21 protein-coding genes are annotated in these 23,529 nt (G+C 71.3%); 8 read left to right on the forward strand and 13 right to left on the reverse strand.

Annotated features, from left to right (window positions below):
- Positions 1 to 98 precede the first annotated feature (98 nt).
- On the forward strand, positions 99 to 347 hold the full coding sequence (locus tag ACFYZE_RS05220) for a DUF6458 family protein (RefSeq protein ID WP_103839426.1): 249 nt from the start codon (positions 99 to 101) through the stop codon (positions 345 to 347).
- A gap of 475 nt (positions 348 to 822) precedes the next feature.
- Here ACFYZE_RS05220 and ACFYZE_RS05225 read toward each other — a convergent pair whose 3' ends face one another.
- A complete protein-coding gene (locus ACFYZE_RS05225) occupies positions 823 to 2,652 on the reverse strand; it encodes an NHL domain-containing thioredoxin family protein (protein ID WP_388988821.1) in 1,830 nt (609 codons plus the stop codon).
- Between the two features lie 150 nt (positions 2,653 to 2,802).
- On the opposite strand from ACFYZE_RS05225, the gene ACFYZE_RS05230 reads away from it, so the two are divergent.
- On the forward strand, positions 2,803 to 3,036 hold the full coding sequence (locus tag ACFYZE_RS05230; protein ID WP_388988824.1) for a hypothetical protein: 234 nt from the start codon (positions 2,803 to 2,805) through the stop codon (positions 3,034 to 3,036).
- Between the two features lie 107 nt (positions 3,037 to 3,143).
- On the opposite strand, the gene ACFYZE_RS05235 is transcribed toward ACFYZE_RS05230, so the two are convergent.
- On the reverse strand, positions 3,144 to 3,539 hold the full coding sequence (locus tag ACFYZE_RS05235) for a cupin domain-containing protein (RefSeq protein WP_388988826.1): 396 nt from the start codon (positions 3,537 to 3,539) through the stop codon (positions 3,144 to 3,146).
- A 52-nt stretch (positions 3,540 to 3,591) separates the two neighbouring features.
- Here ACFYZE_RS05235 and ACFYZE_RS05240 point away from each other — a divergent pair, with 52 nt between their 5' ends.
- Positions 3,592 to 4,590, forward strand: coding sequence for a GlxA family transcriptional regulator (locus ACFYZE_RS05240; RefSeq protein ID WP_388988829.1), 999 nt, complete (start codon positions 3,592 to 3,594; stop codon positions 4,588 to 4,590).
- Positions 4,587 to 5,081: an LURP-one-related/scramblase family protein gene (locus tag ACFYZE_RS05245; RefSeq protein WP_388988832.1), complete on the forward strand. Its 495-nt coding sequence runs from the start codon at positions 4,587 to 4,589 to the stop codon at positions 5,079 to 5,081. The genes ACFYZE_RS05240 and ACFYZE_RS05245 overlap by 4 nt, the downstream gene beginning before the upstream one ends.
- Positions 5,082 to 5,127: 46 nt before the next feature.
- On the opposite strand, the gene ACFYZE_RS05250 is transcribed toward ACFYZE_RS05245, so the two are convergent.
- The gene (locus ACFYZE_RS05250; protein ID WP_388988835.1) at positions 5,128 to 5,952 is read right to left on the reverse strand and encodes a maleylpyruvate isomerase family mycothiol-dependent enzyme; all 825 of its coding nucleotides are present in this window, start codon (positions 5,950 to 5,952) and stop codon (positions 5,128 to 5,130) included.
- Between the two features lie 190 nt (positions 5,953 to 6,142).
- On the opposite strand from ACFYZE_RS05250, the gene ACFYZE_RS05255 reads away from it, so the two are divergent.
- Positions 6,143 to 6,943 (forward strand): carbon-nitrogen family hydrolase, encoded by an 801-nt coding sequence (locus tag ACFYZE_RS05255; protein ID WP_388989530.1) that lies wholly within the window; start codon positions 6,143 to 6,145, stop codon positions 6,941 to 6,943.
- A gap of 18 nt (positions 6,944 to 6,961) precedes the next feature.
- Here the strand turns inward: ACFYZE_RS05255 and ACFYZE_RS05260 are convergent, their stop codons facing one another.
- Both ACFYZE_RS05260 and ACFYZE_RS05265 read right to left on the reverse strand, forming a co-directional pair.
- Entirely contained in the window at positions 6,962 to 8,278 is a 1,317-nt protein-coding gene (locus tag ACFYZE_RS05260; RefSeq protein ID WP_388988838.1) for a nitrate/nitrite transporter, read from the reverse strand.
- Positions 8,275 to 8,958, reverse strand: a complete 684-nt coding sequence (locus ACFYZE_RS05265; protein WP_388988841.1) for a GntR family transcriptional regulator — start codon at positions 8,956 to 8,958, stop codon at positions 8,275 to 8,277. Before ACFYZE_RS05265 ends, ACFYZE_RS05260 begins: the two co-directional genes overlap by 4 nt.
- Positions 8,959 to 9,166: 208 nt before the next feature.
- Between ACFYZE_RS05265 and ACFYZE_RS05270 the strand changes: the two genes are divergently transcribed.
- Positions 9,167 to 10,069 carry a D-alanyl-D-alanine carboxypeptidase family protein gene (locus ACFYZE_RS05270; RefSeq protein ID WP_236041790.1) on the forward strand — a complete coding sequence of 301 codons (903 nt, stop codon included), beginning with the start codon at positions 9,167 to 9,169 and terminating at the stop codon, positions 10,067 to 10,069.
- 77 nt (positions 10,070 to 10,146) lie between these two features.
- Here the strand turns inward: ACFYZE_RS05270 and ACFYZE_RS05275 are convergent, their stop codons facing one another.
- The 4 genes from ACFYZE_RS05275 to ACFYZE_RS05290 form a co-directional block, all read right to left on the reverse strand.
- Entirely contained in the window at positions 10,147 to 11,535 is a 1,389-nt protein-coding gene (locus ACFYZE_RS05275) for a dihydrolipoamide acetyltransferase family protein (RefSeq protein ID WP_388988844.1), read from the reverse strand.
- 10 nt (positions 11,536 to 11,545) lie between these two features.
- Positions 11,546 to 12,523 carry an alpha-ketoacid dehydrogenase subunit beta gene (locus ACFYZE_RS05280; RefSeq protein WP_388988847.1) on the reverse strand — a complete coding sequence of 326 codons (978 nt, stop codon included), beginning with the start codon at positions 12,521 to 12,523 and terminating at the stop codon, positions 11,546 to 11,548.
- A 1-nt stretch (position 12,524) separates the two neighbouring features.
- Entirely contained in the window at positions 12,525 to 13,715 is a 1,191-nt protein-coding gene (gene pdhA, locus ACFYZE_RS05285; protein WP_388988850.1) for a pyruvate dehydrogenase (acetyl-transferring) E1 component subunit alpha, read from the reverse strand.
- 515 nt (positions 13,716 to 14,230) lie between these two features.
- Positions 14,231 to 15,808, reverse strand: coding sequence for a protein kinase (locus ACFYZE_RS05290; RefSeq protein WP_388988853.1), 1,578 nt, complete (start codon positions 15,806 to 15,808; stop codon positions 14,231 to 14,233).
- A 379-nt stretch (positions 15,809 to 16,187) separates the two neighbouring features.
- Between ACFYZE_RS05290 and ACFYZE_RS05295 the strand changes: the two genes are divergently transcribed.
- On the forward strand, positions 16,188 to 17,810 hold the full coding sequence (locus ACFYZE_RS05295) for a protein kinase (RefSeq protein WP_388988856.1): 1,623 nt from the start codon (positions 16,188 to 16,190) through the stop codon (positions 17,808 to 17,810).
- 66 nt (positions 17,811 to 17,876) lie between these two features.
- Here the strand turns inward: ACFYZE_RS05295 and ACFYZE_RS05300 are convergent, their stop codons facing one another.
- Complete coding sequence (locus tag ACFYZE_RS05300) at positions 17,877 to 18,422, reverse strand: bacterial proteasome activator family protein (protein ID WP_388988859.1); 546 nt, start codon at positions 18,420 to 18,422, stop codon at positions 17,877 to 17,879.
- A gap of 216 nt (positions 18,423 to 18,638) precedes the next feature.
- Between ACFYZE_RS05300 and ACFYZE_RS05305 the strand changes: the two genes are divergently transcribed.
- Positions 18,639 to 19,778 carry a hypothetical protein gene (locus ACFYZE_RS05305; RefSeq protein ID WP_388988862.1) on the forward strand — a complete coding sequence of 380 codons (1,140 nt, stop codon included), beginning with the start codon at positions 18,639 to 18,641 and terminating at the stop codon, positions 19,776 to 19,778.
- 105 nt (positions 19,779 to 19,883) lie between these two features.
- Here the strand turns inward: ACFYZE_RS05305 and ACFYZE_RS05310 are convergent, their stop codons facing one another.
- From ACFYZE_RS05310 to ACFYZE_RS05320, 3 genes are all read right to left on the reverse strand, one after another.
- Positions 19,884 to 20,864, reverse strand: a complete 981-nt coding sequence (locus ACFYZE_RS05310; protein WP_388988865.1) for an NAD(P)H-quinone oxidoreductase — start codon at positions 20,862 to 20,864, stop codon at positions 19,884 to 19,886.
- A 134-nt stretch (positions 20,865 to 20,998) separates the two neighbouring features.
- On the reverse strand, positions 20,999 to 22,516 hold the full coding sequence (locus ACFYZE_RS05315; protein WP_388988868.1) for a molybdopterin-binding protein: 1,518 nt from the start codon (positions 22,514 to 22,516) through the stop codon (positions 20,999 to 21,001).
- Entirely contained in the window at positions 22,513 to 23,400 is an 888-nt protein-coding gene (locus ACFYZE_RS05320; protein ID WP_388988870.1) for an NTP transferase domain-containing protein, read from the reverse strand. The genes ACFYZE_RS05315 and ACFYZE_RS05320 overlap by 4 nt, the downstream gene beginning before the upstream one ends.
- Positions 23,401 to 23,529 lie beyond the last annotated feature (129 nt).

Below are 23,529 nucleotides of genomic sequence, written 5' to 3' on the forward strand. Positions count from 1 at the left end.
CTCGCGTCCGCCCGCCGACCGTCCCGGCATGTCCGCGGATGTCCCGGGTACCCGGGTTCGGGGCCGGAAGGACCGGACCCACAGGGAGGGCAGGACTCATGGGCCTGGGTGGATGCATCATCCTGATCGCCGTGGGGGCCATCCTCGCGTTTGCGACCGACTGGCACATGCAAGGCGTCAACATCCACTTGGTCGGCGTCATACTCATGATCGTCGGGCTGATAGGAGTGACCACCTTCAGCGGCATCTACCGTCGCAGGCGGGTCGTCGTACCGCCCCCGACGACCGTCGTCGAGGAGAACCGGCACCACCGCGGCGACGGCTACACCGACGGATACGGCGTGTGAGGGCTGCGACCGCGGCAAGGGCCAAGGGATGTAAGGGCCGTACGGGCTCGGCTGTAAGCGCTGTGAGTCAAGTGAGGCTTGCACAACGCGTAGCCCGCGTACCGCACGCAGCGGACGATGCGGCGACTGGATACTCCCCCATCTCGACGACCGCGACCTCCTGCTCGTGCAGGACACGGACACGGTCCTCAACCCATGGTCCAACGAGACCGCCATGGGCACCTTCAACCGCAAGGTGGGCGCGGTCGGCGGCGTCTTCTACGGCGAACCGGGCGGCGGATTCCTCGGTCTGCTGCAGCGCATGGAGTTCCACCGCTACGCCTGGGAAGTCGAGCGCACCGGCGGCAGGGCCCAGGTGCTCACCGGAACCGGCCACCCGTCCCCCGGTCGCGCCCACCGCGCCCGGGGGACGCTCGAGCGGCCGGGGACGCCCCGGCCGGAACTCCCGCGCCGGGGGACGCTCGGGCCGCCCCGCCTACCGGCTGTCGTCCATCCCCGCCAGGACCAGCGGCAGCCGGTCCGTCCCGCCCTCGGTGAGGCGGACCGGGACGCCCCAGTCCTGCTGGTGGACATGGCACGCCGGATATTCGTTGGCCGGGTCGTCGTCGCAGGACGCCGCCATCGCCGAGATGTGCAGGACACCCTCGGACATCGCCGGGTTCAGCTCCAGCTCGCGCTCGAGGTCCGTGTCGGCGCCCTCGCCCTTCAGCAGCAGCCCCGGCGGGGTCGAGGAGACCAGCAGGCGGGTCGACGGTCCGTAGCGTGTGTCCAGCTTCTGGCCGGCCGGGGCCTGGAAGATCACGTCGAGTCGGAGCTTCCCGGGCGTCACCTCGGTCGCAGCGCGCTGCGTGCGGTGGGCGACCGCTGCGACCTGTACCGCCTCCTCCGGCAGCCGCAGCCGGGTCAGCCGGTGCCGGGCCGACTCCACCACCACGATGTCCTCGCCGACGAGCACCGCGTCCGACGGCTCCCGCAGATCCGTCGCCAGCGTGCTCACCTCGCCCGTCGCCGGGTCGTAGCGCCGCAGCGCGTGGTTGTAGGTGTCGCTGACCGCCACCGAGCCGTCCGGCAGCGCCGTCACCCCCAGGGGGTGCTGGAAGAGCGCCTGTTCCGCCGCGCCGTCCCGGTGCCCGAAGTCGAACAGCCCCGTCCCGACCGCCGTGTGCACCGCGCCGTCCCGGTCCACCCAGCGCAGCGCGCTCGTCTCGGAGTCCGCCAGCCACAGCCGCTCCCCGTCGGGCGACACCGCGAGTCCCGACGGCTGCGCGAACCAGGCCTCGGCGCCCGGACCGTCCACCAGCCCCTCGTTCGTGGTGCCGGCCGCCACCGCGACCGTCGCTGTGGCGGGGTCGTACGTCCACAGCTGGTGCACGCCCGCCATGGCGATCCACACCCGGCCGCCGAAGACCGCCACGTCCCACGGCGAGGAGAGGTCCACCTCCCGGGCCGGCCCCGACGTCGGCGAGCCCTGCCACCACTGCTTGCCGGTGCCCGCCAGCGTGCCGACCTCACCGGTCGCCAGGTCCAGGCGGCGCAGGGCGTGGTTCACGGTGTCCGCGACGACCACCGTTGCCTCATCGAGCAGCGCCAGGCCCTGCGGCTCGCTGAAGCTCGCCGCCCCGGCCGGGCCGTCCGCGAAGCCCCGCACGCCGGAACCGATGCGCCGCACCACCGTCTCGCCGTCCGCCGCCAGCTCCACCAGCTGGTGCCGGGTGGTGTCGCTGACCAGGAACGAGCCGGACGGCAGCAGGAGGGCCTTGCCCGGGAAGCGGAGGGTCGTGGGCTCGGGCTCCGGTGCCACGTACGGGCCGTCGCCCCGGCGCAGCGTGCCTTTGGCCGCGTGCTCCTCCTCCAGCTCCTCGACGAGCCGGGAGATCGCATGGGCGTGGCCCTCACCCGCGTGCTGGGCGACCACATACCCCTCCGGGTCGATGACGACCAGCGTGGGCCACGCCCGGACGGCGTACTGCTTCCACGTGGCGAGCTCCGGGTCGTCGAGGACCGGGTGCTCCACCCCGTACCGCTCCACGGCGTCCACCACCGCCTGGTGCTCCGCCTCATGGACGAACTTCGGAGAGTGCACGCCGATGATCACCACGGTGTCGCGGTGCTTCTCCTCCAGCTCGCGCAGCTCGTCCAGGACGTGCAGGCAGTTGATGCAGCAGAACGTCCAGAAGTCGAGGATGACGATGCGTCCTGGCAGGTCGGCGAGGCTGTACTGCTCTCCGCCCGTGTTCAGCCAGCCACCCTTGCCGATCAGCTCGGGGGCGCGGACACGGACGCGACGCGAAGTGGAGTCGTTCATGGGTCAAGGGTGCCATCTGTGTTCGGCGTGCCGGGGGGCCTGTGGACAACTCGGTGACTGTGCGTACAAGCTCTCCTACGGGATGCGCACATGGCGTGACGGAGAGATGCTCGTCTCACACAGGGGGGTCAGTGCAAGGGAGCAGTTTCCATGCCTCGTGACATCGACGACCAGATGCGCCGCCCGAACCGCGACCGCGAGCGCGGTGAGACGAGCGGCGAGGAGATCCGCGACCGGAAGCGCCGCGACCCCGACATGAGCGGCTCCGACCTCTCCGACCAGGACCTGGGCAGGTCCGGCACGCGGGGTGACCGCGAGGACCGGCGCTCGTCCTGGGACGAGGACGAGCTCGACGAGCAGGACAGGCGGGAGGGCTACCGGTAGACCGGTCCGCCCCTGCGCGGTCCCTTGAGGTCCATCCACGAGTCCCCCGCCGCGCGTGCGGGGGACTCGTGCATGTCCGGGCCGGCGGATTCCGGGCAGGGGTGGGCTCAGGCCAGTGCGTGCCCCGTCGTCGCGTCCACGTGGGCGGGGACCTCTTCGTGCCGGTCGCCGACCGTCGTCGTGCCGGTGGGTTCGAACATGAGGATCGATGCCCCGGCGGGCGCGGACGGCTTGTGCTCCGTGCCGCGCGGAACCGTGAAGACCGAGCCCTTGGCAAGGGCGACCGTGCGCTCACCGGCCGGCTCGCGCAGCGCGATGTGCAGTTCACCGTCGAGGACGAGGAAGAACTCGTCGGTGTGGTCGTGCGTGTGCCACAGGTGCTCGCCCTCGACCTTCGCGACGCGGACGTCGTAGTCGTTGACGGTGGTGACGATGCGCGGGCTCCACAGTTCGGCGAAGGAGGCGAGGGCCGCGGTGAGGGAGATGGGTGCGTCGGGTTCCATGCCGTCATCGTGCGGGGGTGACCTGCCGCCGTACGAGTGCTAGAAATCGCACATGCCGCAAGGATCCTCTCAGGCGTCGCGCCGGCACCGCGTCGTGCTGGTCGTGGACGAGAACTCGAACCCCTTCGAGATGAGCTGCGCCATCGAGGTGTTCGGCCTGCGGCGGCCGGAACTCGGCCGCGAGCTGTACGACTTCCGGTTGTGCGCCGCCCGGCCGAGGATCCGGATGCGGGACGGCTTCTTCACGCTCTCCGACGTCGCCGGGCTCGAGGCGGCCGACGACGCGGACACGCTGATCGTGCCGAACAGGCCCGACACCGACACCCCGCGCTCCCCGAAGGTCCTGGACGCGGTACGCCGGGCGCACGCACGGGGCGCACGGCTGGTCGGCTTCTGCTCCGGCGCGTTCACCATCGCGGAGGCCGGGCTGCTGGACGGCCGGCGAGCGGCCTGCCACTGGATGTGGGCGGATTCCTTCCGGGCACGGTTTCCCCGGGTCAGGCTCGAACCGGATGTACTGTTCGTGGACGACGGCGACATCCTGACCGCCTCCGGCAGCGCCTCCGCACTCGATCTCGGCCTGCATGTCGTACGCCGCGACCACGGCGCCGAGGTCGCGAACGCCGTCTCGCGCCGGCTGGTCTTCGCCGCGCACCGCGACGGCGGACAGCGGCAGTTCGTGGAGCGCCCCGTGCCGGACGTGCCGGACGAGTCGCTCGCCCCGGTGCTGGCCTGGGCACAGGAGCGCCTGGGCGAACCGCTCACCGTCGGCGACCTCGCGGCCCGCGCCGCGGTCAGCCCCGCCACCCTGCACCGCCGCTTCCGCGCCCAGCTCGGCACCACACCGCTGGCTTGGCTGACGGGGGAGCGAGTAGCCCTCGCCTGCCGGCTCATCGAGCGCGGCGAGGAGCGGCTGGACGTGGTCGCCGCGCGCAGCGGTCTCGGCACGGCCGCGAACCTGCGGGCCCGGCTCCGGGCTGAGACCGGGCTCAGTCCGTCGGCCTACCGGCGGCGTTTCGGGCCCGCCCCGGGGGAAGCTCTGACCGTATGAGACTTTTTGTACGCGACCGGCTCCTCGGCATCGGCGAGGACTACTGGATCGAGGACCAGGACGGCGCCAAGGTCTTCCTGGTCGACGGCAAGGCGATGCGGCTGAGGGACACCTTCGAGCTGAAGGACCCGCAGGGGCGCGTCCTGATCGACATCCACCAGAAGATGTTCGCCCTGCGCGACACGATGATCATCGAGCGCGACGGCGAGCGGCTGGCCACGATCAAGCGCAAACGGCTCTCCCTGCTGCGCAACCACTACCGCGTCTCGCTGGCGGACGGCACGGAGCTCGATGTCAGCGGCAAGATCCTCGACCGCGAGTTCGCCATCGAGTACGACGGCGAGCTGCTCGCCCAGATCTCCCGGCGCTGGCTGCACGTCCGTGAGACGTACGGCGTCGACATCCTGCGCGAGGACGCGGACCCGGCACTGCTGATCGCGGTGGCCGTGTGCGTGATCCATCTGGCGGACAAGGAGCGGGAGGAGGACTGAGCGGGCCCCGAGTGCGCCAGGACGCTCGAGGATCCGTCCGCGTCGTCTACTTCGTCACCGCGAACGAGCGCAGGATCGCCGCCGTCAGCTCCGGGTCGCCCTCCGCCTTGATGCGGTCGGCCACGGCGTCCGCGCTCACCCGACCGCAGGCCAGGCGGACGTACGTCTCCCAGTCGAGCGTCAGTGTCACCGCCGGGCCCAGCGAGGGCGTGCCGTCGATCGAGCCACGCCCCTCCGCGTCCACCCGGACCGTGCGCAGGAACTCCACGGGCCCGTGCACGTCGATGACGACCGCCGAGCCGGGCGGCGCGCCCGCGCCCTTGGCGACCACCTCCGGCAGGGCGGCCAGCAGCTCGTCCCGGGCGATGTACGCGCCCGGCGAGTCAAGGTTCCCCGGCCGGCCGAGCGCCGTGCGCAGGTCCTGTTCGTGCACCCAGACGTCGAACGCGCGGTACCGCATGGCCTCTTCGAGAGTCTGTTCGGTGCCGAGCGGGCCACGCACCTTGGTGCCCGGGTCCCGCGAGTCGTTCCGCAGCTGACGGTTGCGGCGGATGATCGTGTACTCGAGTTCGGACGTCATCTCCGGCGCCGTGTGGTGGCGGCGGACGTCGACCTGCATCTCCATGTAGCGCTGGTGATCGTTGGTGACGTGGAACAGGTCGCGCGGGAGCGTGTGGATGGGGCGCGGATCGCCGAGCATCTCGCAGTCCATCCCGATGACGTGCGAGACCACGTCGCGCACCGACCAGGCGGGGCACGGTGTCCGGCGGTTCCACTCGCCCTCCGCGAGCGGCTGCACCAGCTCGGATATCGCTTCGATGGAGTGGGTCCAGGCATCGGCGTAGGGCTGAAGAGTGGGATGCAGACTCACGGAACGGGACCCCTCGGCGGTCGGTGCACGGGCGTTGGTCGACGGCGTTGTCGGTTGCTGTACTGCGGGAGGTGGCTGTCAGCGGGTGTCTTGGGACGTTAAGTTACGCTGCTGCGAGGCACCCCGGCAGTGCTTTGGTGTGACGATCGTAGGCCCGTTGAGAAGGCTCGATTACCAGGACGGTGGTAGTGTGCGCGCCTCCCTGATCCAGATGCGGGTGGACGAGGACGAATCGGTCGACTCCCGTCGGCGACGTGCCGCCTCGCTGGTACGAGATCAGGCCGGAGCCGATCTCGTGGTGCTGCCCGAGCTGTGGACGACCGGGGCGTTCGCCTACGAGCGGTTCGGCGCCGAGGCCGAGCCGCTTCGAGGGCCGACCCACGAGGCGATGGCGAAGGCGGCGGCCGACGCGGGCGTGTGGCTGCACGCCGGCTCGATCCCCGAGCGCGCGCCCGAGGGCGCCCTCTACAACACGTCTCTCGTCTTCTCCCCCTCCGGTGAACTGACCGCGTCCTACCGCAAGATCCACCGCTTCGGCTTCGACAAGGGCGAGGCCGTGCTGATGGGTGCGGGGACGGAGCCGGTGACGGTGCGGCTGCCGGGTACGACCATCGGCGTGGCCACCTGTTACGACCTCCGCTTCCCCGAGCTCTTCCGCTCGCTCGTGGACGCGGGGGCCGAGACGCTCGTGATCCCGGCGGGCTGGCCGGAGCGCCGCCGCTCCCACTGGACGCTGCTGGCCCAGGCTCGGGCTGTCGAGAACCAGGCGTACGTCCTCGCGTGTGGAACGGCCGGAACCCATGCGGGAGTTCCGCAGGCGGGTCACTCGATCGTGGTCGATCCGTGGGGGGAGGTCCTCGCCGAGGCGGGCGCGGAGGAGGAGATCCTCACGGTGGAGTTCGACCCGGCGAGGGTGGCGGCGACGAGGGAGCAGTTCCCGGCGCTGAAGGACCGGGTCCTGGGCCTGGAACCCCCGCGTCGTCCGCTCTAGACGGCATCCGGCGCCCCCTCACGCAGGGACGTGAACCGTCTCCACCCGGCTGGCGACGAGCCGCTCCCGCTCCCTGCGCGCCGCCCGCTTCCGGAGCCGCAGTATCTGGCTGAGCCCCACCGCCTGGAGTACGAACACCGCGCAGAACGCCACGGGGTAGTCGTCGCCCGTCGCGTCCAGCAGCACCCCGATCGCCAGCAGCGTCGTCATGGAGGCGACGAAACCGCCCATGTTGGTGATCCCGGACGCCGTCCCCTGACGCTCCGGCGGATTCGCCGGCCGGGCGAAGTCGAAGCCGATCATCGAGGCCGGACCGCACGCCCCGAGCACCGTGCACAGCACGACCAGCAGCCACATCGGCGCATGCACGGCCGGGTAGGCGAGCGTGGCCGCCCACACCGCCGCCGTCGCCCCGATCGTGCCGAGGGCCAGCGGCAGCCGCGCCGCGTGGTGTCGGGCGACGATCTGGCCGTACACCAGTCCGACCAGCATGTTCGACAGCACGACGAGCGTGAGGAGTTCACCGGCCGTGGCCCGGGACAGGCCCTGCGCCTGTACCAGGAACGGCAGGCCCCACAGCAGCAGGAACACCATCGCCGGGAACTGCGTCGTGAAGTGCACCCACATGCCGAGCCGGGTCCCGGGCTCCTTCCACGACGCCACGATCTGCCGCCGCACGTACGCCGACCCGCGGTGCGGGAACGGCTCCGGCTCGTACCCCTCCGGGTGGTCCTTCAGGAAGAGCAGCAGCAGGACGAGGACGACCACCCCGGCGACCGCGCTGCCGCCGAACGCCGCCGTCCAGCCGACCCCGTGCAGCAGCCGGGCGAGCACGAGCGTGGAGACCAGGTTGCCCGCCATGCCGACCAGACCGGCGAGCTGCGCGACCAGCGGACTGCGGCGGGCCGGGAACCAGCGCGTGCCGAGCCGCAGCACGCTGATGAACGTCATCGCGTCGCCGCAGCCCAGCAGCGCGCGCGAGGCGAGCGCCGTCCCGTACGACGGGGAGAACGCGAACCCCAGCTGACCGGCCGTGAACAGGACGACCCCGATGGTCAGCACCTTCTTGGTGCCGAGCCGGTCCACGAGCAGGCCGACGGGTATCTGCATGCCCGCGTACACGAGCAGCTGGAGGATGGAGAAGGCGGACAGGGCGGACGCGCTCACATGGAAGCGGTCCGCAGCGTCCAGTCCTGCCACGCCCAGCGACGTACGGAAGATGACGGCGACGAAGTAGACCGAGACGCCGATGGCCCACACGGCGACGGCACGCCGGCCGCCCGGCGGATCACCTGGCAGGGACACGGAGCGGGAACTCGCCGAACCCGACCTCATCGCACCTCACCCCGCGCCAGGTGGGAGAACCAGCTGACGTGCCGGTGCACGATGTCCACGGCAGCCTCGGCGTCGCCGGACCGCAGCGCCTGAAGGATCTCCTCGTGCTCGGTGAGCGTCTTGGCGATGCGGTCGGGGTGCGAGTGCATGACGGCGACGCCCATCCGCAGCTGACGGTCGCGGAGTTGGTCGTACAGGCGGGAGAGGATCTCGTTGCCGCCGCTGCGCACGATCTCGGCGTGGAAGGTGCGGTCGGTGAGCGCCGCACCGGCCAGATCACCGGCGGCGGCCTGCTCCTTCTGGCGGGCGAGCAGTTCCTCGAGCCGCTCGATCAGCCCCGGCGGGGCGGGGACGGCCTTGCGGGCGGCGTGTTCCTCGACGAGCTGGCGTGTCTCGATCACGTCCGCGATCTCCTGTGCCGAGACGGCGAGGACGAGAGCACCCTTCTTCGGGTAGAGCTTGATCAGCCCTTCGACCTCCAGCCGCAGCAGTGCCTCGCGCACCGGCGTCCGTGAGACGCCGACCTCCTCGGCCAGCTCCCCTTCGGTCAGCAACGTCCCGCCCTGGTAACGGCGCTCCAGGACACCCTGTTTGACGTGCGTGTAGACGCGGTCGGCGGCGGGGGGTTGTTTGAGGGGCGTCTTCTCGTGGACGTGGGCGACGGACGATGCTGCAGGCATGAGCACATCATAGATACAACGCGTACGCATGCCGGTGAGCGTCCACCATGTGGACTCGGCACACGAGTCCCGAATTTCACCCGGGCAACCGCACATCCTTTTGTGCTACCTACGAGTCTCACGAGAAGGCGGCCGCGTCATCTGGCCGCACTCCAGGGGCATTTGGATGCATTCAGAGGCATCAGAGACGCAATCGGAGCGTTCAACTTTGATTACCGGCATTAAGGGCACGCGAGTTCGCAGGGCAGTCGCGGCAGTGGTCACCACCGGAGCCGTGCTCACCACCGGAGCCCTCACCGCGGTGCCCGCACAGGCCGTCACCACGCCCTCGATCGTGGCCGCGGGCGGCTACGTGATGAACAACGCGAACGGCGGGACGCTGTACACGAAGGCTGCGGACACCAGGCGTTCCACCGGCTCCACCACCAAGATCATGACCGCGAAGGTCGTGCTCGCACAGCCGAACCTCAACCTCGACGCCAAGGTGACGATCCAGAAGGCGTACAGCGACTACGTGGTCGCCAACAACGCCTCCCAGGCGCACCTGATCGTCGGCGACAAGGTCACCGTCCGTCAGCTGCTGTACGGGCTGATGCTCCCCTCCGGCTGTGACGCGGCGTACGCGCTCGCCGACAAGTTCGGTTCCGGTACGACGCGTGCCGCGCGCGTGAAGTCGTTCATCGGCAAGATGAACAGCGCCGCCACGAGCCTCGGCCTGAAGAACACGCACTTCGACTCGTTCGACGGCATCGGCAACGGCAACAACTACTCGACGCCGCGCGACCTGACGAAGATCGCGAGCAGCGCGATGAAGAACTCCACGTTCCGCACGATCGTGAAGACCAAGTCGTACACGGCGAAGACCATCACCAAGTCCGGCACCGTCCGCACCATGGCGCCGTGGACCAACACCAACACGCTGCTCAGCAGCTACAGCGGCGCGATCGGCGTGAAGACCGGCTCCGGCCCCGAGGCCAAGTACTGCCTCGTCTTCGCCGCCACCCGCAACGGCAAGACGGTCATCGGCACGGTCCTCGCCTCGTCGTCGATCAACCAGCGTGCCGCCGACGCCACGAAGCTGCTGAACTACGGCTTCGCCAAGCTCGGCTGACACCCGCCACACACCAAGGGGGTCTGCCGCTGCTGGTCAGCGGCAGACCCCCTTCGCCATTGGCATGTCGTCCCGCGCTACGCCCAGGTGATCAACCGCTTCGGCTGTTCCAGGATCGCCGCGACGTCCGCGAGGACCTTCGAGCCCAGTTCGCCGTCGACCAGGCGGTGGTCGAAGCTCAGGGCCAGGGTCATGACCTGGCGGGGCTTGACCTTGCCCTTGTGGACCCACGGCTGGAGCTTGATCGCACCGACCGCGAGGATCGCGGACTCGCCCGGGTTGAGGATCGGCGTGCCGGTGTCGACGCCGAAGACGCCCACGTTCGTGATCGTGATCGTGCCGCCCTGCATCGCCGCGGGACTCGTCCGGCCCTCCCGTGCCGTGGCCACCAGCTCACCCAGCGCCCCGGCCAGTTGCGGAAGCGTCTTGGCGTGCGCGTCCTTGACGTTCGGCACGATCAGACCGCGTGGAGTGGCCGCGGCGATGCCCAGGTTCACGTAGTGCTTGACCACGATCTCCTGGCTGGCCTCGTCCCAGGACGCGTTGATGTCCGGATTCCGCCTGACCGCGACCAGCAGGGCCTTGGCGATCAGCAGCAGCGGGTTGACCCGCAGGCCCTCGAACTCCTTGTCCTGCTTGAGCTCCTCGACCAGCTTCATCGTGCGGGTGACGTCGACGGTCACGAACTCCGTGACATGCGGCGCGGTGAACGCCGAGCCGACCATCGCCTGCGCGGTGGCCTTGCGGACGCCCTTGACCGGGATACGGGTCTCCCGCCCGCTGTCGTACGTCACCACCGGCGCCGGCGCCTCGACGGGAGCGGGCGCCACCGGGACCGCGGCGGCCTCGGGGGCCGGTGCGGAGGCCACGGCCGCCTGCACGTCCTCACGCGTGATGATCCCGTCCGGGCCCGACGGCCGTACCGTCGCCAGGTCGACGCCCAGGTCCTTCGCCAGCTTGCGCACCGGCGGCTTCGCCAGCGGACGGGCCTGCTTGCCGTGCCCGTTCAGGTCGCCCTGGAACACGGGGAGGGTCTCCTCGGCCGCCGCCGCGGGCGCCTTGCGGGGGCGGCGCCGGGTGGAGGACTCGGCGACGCCGTACCCGACGAGGACCGGCTTGCGTCCCTCCTGCCGGGTCTCCTTCGCCGCGGACTTCTCCTCCGCCGCCTTCTCGACGGGCGCCTGCGGCTCCTCGGCGGGAGCGCCGCCCGTCACGTCCACCGCGATGATCGGGGTGCCGACGTCCACCGTGGTGCCCTCGGGGAAGTGCAGTTCGCGGACCACCCCGTCGTACGGGATCGGCAGCTCCACGGCCGCCTTCGCCGTCTCCACCTCGCACACGACCTGGCCGTCGGTGACGGTGTCACCCGGCTGGACGTACCACTTGAGGATCTCGGCCTCGGTGAGCCCCTCGCCCACATCGGGCATCTTGAACTCGCGCACGGACGCGTCAGTCATCGTCGTCACGACCCTCTCCTCAGTACGCCAGGGCGCGGTCGACGGCGTCCAGCACCCGGTCCAGGCCCGGCAGGTACTCCTCCTCCAGCCGCGCCGGCGGATACGGCGCGTGGTAGCCGCCGACCCGCAGCACGGGCGCCTCCAGGTGGTAGAAGCACCGCTCGGTGATGCGGGCGGCGATCTCCGCGCCCGAACCGAAGAACACCGGCGCCTCGTGCACCACCACCAGACGGCGGGTCTTCTCCACCGACGCCTGGACGGAGTCGAAGTCGAGCGGGGAGACCGACCGCAGGTCCAGCACCTCCAGCGACCTGCCCTCCTCCTGCGCGGCCGCGGCGGCCTCCTGGCACACCTTCACCATCGGGCCGTACGCGGCCAGGGTCAGGTCCGTGCCCTCGCGCACCACCCGCGCCTTGTGCAGCGGGCCCGGAATCGCCTCCGTGTTGACCTCGGACTTGTCCCAGTAGCGCCGCTTCGGCTCGAAGAAGATCACCGGATCGTCGCTCTGGATCGCCTGCTGCATCATCCAGTACGCGTCCGAGGCGCTGGACGGAGAGACGATCTTCAGGCCCGCCACGTGCGCGAACAGCGCCTCGGGGGACTCGCTGTGGTGCTCGACCGCGCCGATGCCGCCGCCGTAGGGGATGCGGATGACGACCGGCAGCTTGACCTTGCCCAGCGAGCGGGCGTGCATCTTCGCCAGCTGGGTCACGATCTGGTCGTACGCGGGAAAGACGAACCCGTCGAACTGGATCTCCGCCACCGGCCGGTAGCCGCGCAGCGCGAGACCGATCGCCGTGCCGATGATGCCCGACTCCGCGAGCGGGGTGTCGATCACCCGCTCCTCGCCGAAGTCCTTCTGCAGGCCGTCCGTCACCCGGAAGACACCGCCGAGCTTGCCGACGTCCTCGCCCATGACCAGGACCTTGGGGTCCGACTCCAGGGCCTTGCGCAGCGACTCGTTGATCGCCTTGGCGATCGCCATCTTCTCGGCCATGTCACCGTCCCCCTTCTACGTCCGCGAACGACGCCTGGTAGGCGGCGAACTGGGCCCGCTCCTCGTCGACGAGCGCATGCCCGTCCGCATACGCGTGCTCGAAGATGGCGAAGTGGTCCGGGTCCGGCATGGCACGGACCGCTTCACGCACCCGCCTTCCCAACGCCTCGCTCTCCGCCTCGAGTTCCTCGAAGAATCCCTCGTCCGCGTGGTTTGAGGCCTCGAGGTAGGCGCGCAGGCGGGCGATCGGGTCCTTCGCCTCCCAGGCGGCCCGCTCGTCGTCGACGCGGTAGCGGGTCGGGTCGTCGGAGGTGGTGTGGGCGCCCATGCGGTAGGTGAACGCCTCCACCAGGGTCGGGCCCTCGCCGTTGCGCGCCCGCTCCAGCGCCCACTTGGTCACCGCGAGGCAGGCCAGCACGTCATTGCCGTCGACCCGCACGCCGGGGAAGCCGAAACCCTGCGCACGCTGGTACAGCGGCACCCGGGTCTGCTTCTCGGTGGGCTCGGAGATCGCCCACTGGTTGTTCTGGCAGAAGAACACCACCGGAGCGTTGTAGACCGCCGCGAACGTGAACGACTCCGCCACGTCACCCTGGCTGGAGGCACCGTCACCGAAGTACGCGATCACGGCCGAGTCGGCGCCGTCCTTGGCCACGCCCATGGCGTAGCCGGTGGCGTGCAGCGTCTGCGAGCCGATGACGATCGTGTAGAGGTGGAAGTTGTTGCCGTTCGGGTCCCAGCCGCCGTTGTTCACACCGCGGAACATGCCGAGCAGATTGGTCGGGTCCACGCCGCGGCACCAGGCGACGCCGTGCTCACGGTAGGTCGGGAAGACGTAGTCGTCGTCGCGCAGGGCCCGGCCGGAGCCGATCTGGGCGGCCTCCTGGCCGAGCAGCGAGGCCCACAGGCCCAGCTCGCCCTGGCGCTGCAGGGAGGTGGCCTCGGCGTCGAAGCGGCGGGTCAGCACCATGTCCCGGTACAGCCCGCGCAGCTGCTCGGGCGTGACGTCCTCGACGTACCGGTCGTACTCGGGGTTCGCGACCCGAGTGCCCTCGGGCGTCAGCAACTGGACGAGGTCGGGGTCGCTGCCCTTCTTGGGCGTGTTGCTGGTGGTGCGCTTGGTGCCGGTGGTGCCGGCCTTGCTTCCGGCGCTGCGTCGCGGCTTGCGCGCGGCAGTGCTCTCCACGGTCACGTGTGCTCCTCCGTCGGTCCGGCCCCCGGGTTCGCCGGGTGCCTGGGTTCCCCTCGGCCCGTTCGGGCCGGTGGGAGCGGCTCCGCCTGCAGCGCACGGACGCACGGGGTGGGTGCGGCTCGTCCGAACAGACGTGGAAGGTGCCCCGGCGAGCACCCTGCAAGGGGCACGTTACCCAGCGCGCCACATTTCTGTGAAACCCCTCCTGACCTGGGATTTTGCTTGGAAATCCAAGTAAATCGAGTCAGTCGGGAACAGCTGCTGGTCACAGCCTTGCAGGGGGCCGGAACAACGGCACGTTATCCCGCCCGCCCGGAGCACGGGAAGACGTCATCTGGAGTGACACGGGTGTCATCCGCGGGTCGGCCCCACGGATGACACCGTGTGGGACACGGACCGGGTACGACCGGGGGCACCACCCGGGACACGGCCCTGGAAAAGCCACGCGCGCGTGGCGCCCGTCTCCGGGCCACGCGCGCGTGGTGAGCGTTTCATCGCCGGGTCACCGCGGGACGTCAGGGCACCTGGGGTGCGCCCGAGGTGTTGTTGCCGCCCCCGCCCGACGAGCCCGCCGGAGGCGTCGAGCCGCCGGCTCCGCCCGAAGGGGGCGTGTCGGTGGGCTCCCCCTGCGAGGGGTCCGACGGGGTCGGCTGCTCGCTCGTCTGGGACGGCGTCGCCGAGGGCTCGGCCGGCGGCTGCTGGCTGTAGCTCTGGGACGGCCGGTACGAGGGCGTCCAGTTCGAGTCGCCGCTCGTGTTCGAGTTGTCGCCCGAGGAGGTCGCGGTGTTCTCGTCCGTCGGCGTCTGGCTGGACTGCTTCTCCTCCTGCGACTTCGTGACGGTGGGCGACGTCGTCGGTCCGGTCCCGCCGCCGTCCCCCTTGTTCTGCAGCGCCAGCGCGACGCCCGCCGCGATCGCGATGACCGCGAGCACCGCGAGGACCCACAGCTTGCCGCGCCCGCTGCCCTTGTTGCCGTGCCCCTCGAAACCGCCGTCGTCCCCGGAGCCGTATCCCGTGGGCAGGATCGGCTGCGGGATCTGCGTGGTGCCCGACTCACCCGGATGCGGCAGCACCGCCGTGCCGGCGAGGCCCGCGGCCGGGGTGTGCCGGCCGTCGTGCATGTCCACCGGGCCGGTGTTCCAGGTGCCCGTGTGGCCGCCCTGGTCGTAGAGCATCTGCAGCGCGTACTGGACCAGCCCGCGCATCTCCTCCGCGGTCTGGAACCGGTCGTCCGGCTCCTTGGCGAGGGAGCGCATCACGAGCCCGTCCAGCTCCGGCGGCGAGGCCCCCTCCGAGATCCGGGAGGGCGCCACCGGGATGTCCTGCACATGCTGGTAGACCACGGACAGCGGCGTCTCGCCCACGAAGGGGGGCCGCAGCGCCAGCAGTTCGTACAGCAGGCAGCCAGTTGCGTACAGGTCGGAGCGGTGGTCCACGGCCTTGCCGAGCGCCTGCTCCGGGGACAGGTACTGCGGGGTGCCCATCACCATGCCGGTCTGCGTCATCGTCGTGGACGCCCCGTGCAGGGCGCGCGCGATGCCGAAGTCCATCACCTTCACGGCGCCGTTGTTGGTGATGATGACGTTGGCCGGCTTGATGTCGCGGTGCACGATGCCGTGCTGGTGCGAGTAGGCGAGCGCCTCCAGGACGCCCGAGACGATGATCAGGGCCTGCTCGGGGCCGGGCGCCTCGGCGTTGAGCAGCAGGTCGCGGATCGTACGACCCTCGACCAGCTCCATCACGATGTACGGCACCGACTGGCCGCCCACGACGTCCTCGCCGGAGTCGTACACGGCGACGATCGCGTGGTGGTTGAGCCCGGCCACCGACTGGGCCTCGCGGGTGAAACGCGCCTTGGAGACCGGGTCCTCGGCGAGGTCGGAACGGAGCAGCTTGACCGCGACCGTCCGGCCGAGGCGCACGTCCTCGGCCGCGAACACCTCGGCCATGCCGCCCCGGCCGAGCCTGCGGGTCAGCCGGTAGCGTCCGTCCCCGACAAGTCCGCCGTTGCCCCAGTTCTCCGGCGCGTCCGACATCCCGCCGCCAGTCGCCTCGGGGTCGGACGGGCCCTGGGCGCGCTGCGTCTGTGCCATCGGTCCTCGCCGTCGTTTCTGCCCGCGGTCTGCGCGGTGGTTGTTACGGTCTCCGACGGGCCACGCTACAGGCTCCGCGCAAGGCGCCGGTCCGAGATGGATTCGAGATGGACCGGCCATCCAACCCTGAACCCTGTCCCACGTGCAAATTCCGTGTGCCGGCCCTACGGACCCCTGTAACGCTTCCGCGACGCTTCTTTCGCGTACGGTCACGGAACGGGCACCGAGCTTGACGTGTCCTTGCCCTGGGGCACACTTGGCCGGGAATGGACCAGTCGATCACGGAACAGCAGCTGTCGATCGTCGACAACACGGATACCGATCACGGCCGCGGGAGCACCAGCAGCCGCTGCCGCCGCGCCGATGGGGGACGCAGAACATGAGCCAGGACGGCGCACACGGCCGGTATGGGGGGCGCGCGCTCGCCGGCGGCCGCTACCAGCTGCGCGACTTGCTCGGCGAGGGCGGCATGGCCTCGGTGCACCTGGCGTACGACTCGGTTCTCGACCGCCTGGTCGCGATCAAGACACTCCACACCGAACTCGGACGCGAGCAGGCCTTCCGGGAGCGTTTCCGCCGCGAGGCGCAGGCCGTGGCGAAACTCACGCACACGAACATCGTCTCGGTCTTCGACACCGGCGAGGACGAGCTTGCGGGGACGACGACCCCGTACATCGTCATGGAGTACATCGAGGGCAAGCCACTCGGCTCGGTCCTCGACGCGGACATCCGGCAGTACGGCGCGATGCCGGCCGACAAGGCGCTGAAGATCACCGCTGACGTGCTGGCGGCCCTGGAGATCAGCCATGAGATGGGGCTGGTCCACCGGGACATCAAGCCGGGCAACGTGATGATGACGAAGCGCAACGTCGTCAAGGTCATGGACTTCGGCATCGCCCGTGCCATGCAGTCCGGCGTCACCTCGATGACCCAGACGGGCATGGTGGTCGGCACCCCGCAGTACCTGTCGCCGGAGCAGGCCCTGGGCCGGGGCGTGGACGCGCGGTCCGACCTGTACTCGGTCGGGATCATGCTGTTCCAACTGGTCACGGGACGGCTGCCGTTCGAGGCGGATTCACCGCTCGCGATCGCGTACGCGCATGTGCAGGAGGAGCCGGTGGCTCCGTCCTCGATCAACCGTTCACTGCCGCCCGGGGTGGACGCGCTGGTCGCCCGCGCGCTGAAGAAGAACCCGAACGAACGCTTCCCGAGCGCCGAGGCGATGCGGGACGAGTGCCTGCGGGTGGCCGCGGCGCTCACGGCCGCCGCGCCGAGCATCGTGCCGGGCACGCAGACCTCGAGCGGCGCCGGCGTCGGCTCCGCGGTCTTCCCGCCGGTCGGCCAGTCCGCGCCGGCCCCCGTGGGGCCCGTGCAGACGCCGTACCAGCCCGGCCCGTACGGCGGCCCGGTCCCGTCGCCCCCCTACGGCTATCCGCAGCAGGGCGGCTACCAGACGCCCCCGCAGAACGCCGGGTACGCGCCGCAGCAGTCCGCGGCGACCCCGCCGCCGTACCACCTCACCCCGCAGACGCCCGCCACGGGCGGTCAGAAGGGCAGCCAGGCCGTGGTCATCGGCTCGGTCGTGGTCGCCCTGGTCGTGATAGTCGGCCTGCTGACCTCACTGTTGCTGCACAACGGCGGCAGCAGCGGGGACGAGGCCAACGGCGGGGGCGACGGCAGCGCGAGCACGCCCCCGACCGTGGCCGCCGGCCACAGGGGCCCGGACACGACGAAGACGATCGAGACGACGAGGTGCACGGAGCCGGAGACGTCGTACGTCGACCCGAAGAAGATCCGGGTGCCCGACTTCTCCTTCAAGAACCTCACGTCGGTCAAGGCGTGCTTCCAGGCAGCGGGCTGGAAGTACAGGATCACGCACGAGGACGAGAACACCTACGGCCAGGACACGGTCATGAGCCAGTTTCCGACGGCCGGTACGGACGCCAACCCGAGGAAGATGCCCGTGATCGAACTCACGGTGTCGACGGGCAACCCGGCGTGAGCCGCCCCTGATGTGACGGCAGGGGCCCGGCACCCGCACGGTGCCGGGTCCCTCGCACGGTCCGCGTCACAAGTACGGGCCGCCCGCCCGGCCGCCCGTGCGGCGGTCCTCCTCGCCGTCGGGGGAGCCCACACCCGGGGGAAGGGCGCGGCGCATCTGTTCCAGCTGGGCGCGTGCCGCCATCTGCTGGGCGAACAGGGTGGTCTGGATCCCGTGGAAGAGCCCCTCCAGCCAGCCCACCAACTGGGCCTGAGCGATGCGCAGCTCCGCGTCGCTCGGGATCGCCTCGTCCGTGAAGGGCAGGGAGAGCCGCTCGAGTTCCTCGACGAGTTCGGGGGCGAGACCGTCCTCCAGCTCCTTCACCGAGCTGGAGTGGATCTCCTTCAGGCGCTGCCTGCTCGCCTCGTCCAGAGGAGCGGCGCGCACCTCCTCCAGCAGCTGCTTGATCATGCTGCCGATGCGCATGACCTTCGCGGGCTGCTCCACCTGTTCGGTCACCGGGACCTCGCGGGAGTCATCGTCTCCGGTGCCGCCGAGAGCCATCCCGTCCTGGCCCACGACCAAGATCTTCTGGGCGTTCTCCGACGACCGTTCGTTCCTCGGCATCTCCATGCCGCCATTCTCTCGCACCGACACACCTCATCAGCCAGGTGCCCGGTACGAGGAGTGATCCACCCCACAACCGACAGTTCGGTCTCAGTGCCTGCGTCAGTGCGGTGGGGGCGCGACGGACTGCGTACGGCGTACGGCCGAGATGCCGGACGCCGCAGTCCGTGTGACGCTGGTGCCGTTGATCTTGCCACCCGAGCACGGGAGGGGGTCACTCGCGTGACTCCATGGCTTCGTCCGCCCTCCAGGTTCCGCACGCTCCGCGTGGCCGTCCTGCCACCGGTGCTCACCACCACGGCCGTCTGCGGTCTGTACGGAATATCCGCCTGTGCCCTCGCCTCCGCGGAGGGGCTCCGGCCCGTGTACGGCATACGGGCCGCCTCGCACCCCACGGGGGCCGTGCGTCAGGCCGGGGCCAAGGGCCCCTTCCACGGCACGTACGTCACCCGCATCGCGTATCCGGCCCACGAATCCATAGCCCCGCTCACGGACACCGCGCACACCGTCTCCGCTCCGCCGACCCGCGCCTCCGCCGCCGGGCACTCCCTCTCGGCTCCACCGGCTCAGACCGGCCCCCCTGGCCGCACAGCCGCCGTCGTCACCGTCGCGTCCGACCCGCCGACCGACGCCCCCGCCGCCAAGGCCCCGGCGTCCGGGACGGCGTCCGACGACTCTTCCGTTCCCCGGCACACGGCATCCGCGATACCGACGCACGGGTCCAGGCCCGCACCCCCCGCGCCCGCCCCGGCCACCGGCACAGCCCCGCCCGGACCCGAGAAGCCCCAGGGCCACGACCGGTCCCGTGACCACGACCAGCCGCGGGGCCACGACCAGCCGGGCGGCCACGAAAATCCACAGGACCACGCCAGGCCGGAGAGACACGCCTCGCCACAGCGCCACGACAAGCCCCGCCGCCACCAGCGCGAGGACCCCGCGCAGTCACCCGCCCCCGGGCGCCCCGTCGACGATCCGCCCTCCGCCTATCCCTCGCCCGACTCCTCATGGGCCGGCAACTGGGCCGGCGAGGGGAGGGTGCGGCCCGGGCGGCCGGATCCGGAACCACTGGACGAGGACGACGAGCCGACCTACACCGACCAGGACCCGCCGTCGCCGCCGGAGCGGACACCGGACCCGGCAGACCGCGACACCGCAGACCCGACCACCGGCATCGAGCCGTCCCACGACGCGGCCGACCCCGTGGAGGCCTCACCCAGCCCCTCGCACGGCGCTGCCGGCTCCACCCGGGAGACCTCCGCCTCGCAGCCCGTGTCCCAGGTCCTTCCCCTCGGCAGCGGCCTGGTCCTCATGGGCCTCGGCCTGGCGCTCGCCCTCCTCGCCCTGCGCCTGCGTCGCGAATGACCCCCGAGACCACCGCCGCCCCGCACGACCGGTGCCCACCGCGCCACCCGCACCCCGGACGACCATGCCCACCGCGCCACCACCAGCAGCCCCGGACGACCATGCCTACGGCGCCACCAGCAGCACCTTCCCGATGTGTCCGCTCTCCTCGAGCACCCGGTGCGCCTCGGCGGCGTCGCTCATCGGGACCTCACGGTCGACGATCGGGCGTACCTCCCCGGAGGTGATCAGCGGCCACACGTGCTCCCGCACCGCCGCCACGATCGCCGCCTTCTCCCCGAGCGGCCGCGCCCGCAGAGAGGTCGCGGTGATCGCCGCCTGCTTGCGCAGCAGCGTGTTGATGTTCAGCTCACCCTTCACCCCGCCTTGGAGACCGATGATCGCCAGACGCCCGTTCACCGCGAGCGCCTGGACGTTGCGGTCCAGGTACTTGGCGCCCATGTTGTCGAGGATGACGTCAGCACCCGCCCCGGCCGTGGCCTGCCGGATCTCCTCGACGAAGTCCTGTTCGCGGTAGTTGATCAGCACGTCCGCGCCCAGCTCGGCGCAGTAGTCCAGCTTCGCCTTGGTGCCTGCCGTGACCGCGACCCTCGCGCCCGCCGCCTTGGCCAGCTGGATCGCCATCGTGCCGATGCCGCTGGAGCCGCCGTGCACCAGCAACGTCTCGCCCGGGCGCAGATGGGCGACCATGAACACGTTCGACCAGACCGTGCAGGTCACCTCGGGCAGCGCGGCGGCGTTCCGCAGATCGAGCCCCTCGGGCACGGGCAGCAACTGACCGGCAGGTACGGCCACCTTCTCGGCGTATCCGCCGCCCGCCAGCAGCGCGCACACCGCGTCGCCGACGGCCCACCCGGAGACCCCGGGGCCCACCGCGGCGATTCGCCCGGAGCACTCGAGCCCCGGGTACGGGGACGCGCCGGGCGGCGGGTTGTAGAAGCCCTGCCGCTGGAGGAGATCGGCACGGTTGACGGCGCCGGCCACCACGTCGACCAGCACTTCGCCCTCGGCGGGTACGGGATCGGGGACCTCGGCCCACACCAGCGCCTCGGGCCCACCGGGTTCAGGAATCGTGATCGCGTACATGAGGGCGACGCTACTCCTCACGGAAGAGCGTCGCCGACCCCTCGCACGGGCGCCCATCGACATCCCGACCCGGATGTTTCACGTGAAACACTCCCCGTGCCGGGTCAGCCCGAGCGAGCTGATCCAGAGAGACCTCACCCCGCCAACGCCCAGGGCAGGTCGAGCAGTTCGACTTCCTGGCCGGGATCCGCGCCCCCGGGCGGCACCACCGCCAAGGCGTCCGCAGCGGCGACACCGCGCAGCATGGCGGGGCCGTGGTAGTGCAGCGGTACGGCCTGGTCGGCGCGTACGACGACGGGGATGAGCCGGGTGTCGTAAGGGTGACCGTGGACGGAGTCCTTCAGGGGCAGCGTGTACGGCTCCTGCGCCATACGGCCGGCGAGGATGCGCAGCAGCGGCTCGGCGAGCGTGAGCAGGCCGGAGACGGCCGCGAGGGGGTTTCCGGGCAGACCGACGAGGTGCCGGCCGTCCCGGATACGCGCAAGGAGCATGGGGTGGCCCGGGCGGACCTGCACGCCGTCGACGAGGAGCTCGGCGCCGACGCGTCGCAGGGTGGGGTGGACATGGTCGACGGGGCCCGCGGCGGTACCGCCCGTGGTGACGATCAGGTCGGCCGTTGAGGACCTCACGGCCCCGTACAGGGCATCGGCGTCGTCGCCGAGCCTGCGGACGGCCGTCACATCGGCGCCGAGTGCGCGCAGCCACGGCGGCAGCATCGGCCCGAGCGCGTCCCGGATCAGCCCGTCCCTGGGCAGGCCCTCGGTGAGCAACTCATCGCCCAGCACGAGGACTTCGACGCGCGGCCGGGGCAACGCGAGCAGGGTGTCGTACCCGGCGGCGGCGGCCAGTCCGAGGACGACGGGGGTCACGTGGGTGCCCGAGGGGAGCAGATGCTCGTCGGTGTGGCACTCCTGGCCGCGCGGCCGGATGTCCTGCCCCTGCTGGAGTTCTCGGGTGGCGTGCAGCCGTCCCTTGTCGTCGGTGCGGCCGTGCTCGGTGCGCAGGACGGCGGTGGTGTCCGGCGGGATGCGGGCGCCCGTCGCGATCCGCACGGCCTCGCCGTCGCCGAGGGCTGTCGGCTGGCCGTGCCCGGCAAGGACCCCGTGCTCCCGCACGTCCCACGGGCCGGGGCCGGCGACCGCCCAGCCGTCCATGGCGGAGGTGTCGAAGGAGGGGAGGTCGGTGAGGGCGGTGAGGGGCGCGGCGAGCACCAGGCCGAGTGCCGCGTCGAGCGGCACGTCGAGGGCTGGGCGGCGCGGAGCGGAGCGGGCGGCGCGCTCGGCGACGGCGCGGGCCTCGGGCCACGGCGTGGCGCGGTGCCGGGAGGAGGGCGGGGTGGGGGCGTCGGTACCCGCCGGGCGGTCCTGCGTGCCGGGGTGCCGCCGTGCGCGGGGGCCGGGCTCGGGCGTACGCGTCTCGGACTCGGAAGCGGGCGACTCGGGAGCGGGCGGCCCGGGATCGGGGGCGCGCGGGTCCGGGTCCCGGACGAGGGCGAGGGCCTCTTCGAGGTCCCGGTCGTGCTGGTCCTGCGGTGAACGGGCGGGGCGGGCCTGCGGACGGCTCGGCTCCCCGCTCTCGTTGGCCACGGCCAGTGCCTCCTCCATGTCGCGTTCCTCGGTGTCCAGGCGTCCCTCGATGCCCCGCCCGGTCATCCGGCGCCCGGCCTGTCGTCGACGGTGTCCTCCTCGGCCCACCGCAGCGCCAGCGCGGCGGCCTTGCGGGCGGCTTCGGCGACCGCTTCGGGGCCGCCCTTCGCCTGCGCTGCGGCATAGCCGACGAGGAAAGTCGTCAGCGGGGCCGCGGGGCGGGCCACCCCGTGCGCGGCGTCGCGGGCCAGGTCGAGGAGGACGCCGGTGTCGACGTCGAGATCGATGCCCAGTTCGTCCTTGACTGCGGAAATCCATTCATCCAACACGTGCCCATGCTCCCTGATGCGTGATCGGGCGGTGGCGATGTCGTCCCAGGTGTCGCAGTCGAAGGACGCGACGGGGTCGGAGATACGGGTGAGGTCCAGCCCGGCGGCCAGGCGCCGCAGCGGAAGGCCGGTGAGACCGGCGTGCTCGGTGGTGAGGCGTACCAGCTCGCGGCGCAGTGCCGCTGTGCGGTAGGCGGCGACGAGGGGCTGGTCACGCCCCTCGGGGTCGATCAGCACCGCCCCTTCGGCGCCGCTCGCCCGGAGGGCGTCCAGCAGCCGTCGTACCGTCCGCTCGGTGAGGAACGGCAGGTCGGCGGAGAGTACGACGGCATCCTCGGCCGTGATCCGCCTGAGGCCCGCTTCGAGCGCGGCGACCGGTCCGGCGCCGGGCGGCTCCTCGCGGGCCCAGACCACGGGGCGCGCGGTGGGCCGGGCACCGGCGACGACCACGGTGGTGTCCGCGTCTGCGCACGCCGCCAGCACCCGGTCGAGCAGCGCCCGTCCGCCCACGCGCACACCGGGCTTGTCGGCGCCGCCGAGCCGCCGGGCGGCACCGCCCGCGAGCACCACGGCGTCGTAGCCCTCGCGGCGGCGGGTGCTCGGGGGCTGGTACACGGTCATGCCCCTGAGTATGGGCGCCACGTGGATCAATGCCACCCTCGGGGACCTCGGCCGTGCGCGAAGGATCGATGACAGCGCGCCGACCGACCCGTCTCCGGGGCGAGGCGGCCGGGCCCGTCCCCTCCTGGG

It is taken from the genome of Streptomyces sp. NPDC001796 (genome assembly GCF_042892355.1).
In the GTDB taxonomy this organism is placed as follows: Bacteria; Actinomycetota; Actinomycetes; order Streptomycetales; family Streptomycetaceae; genus Streptomyces.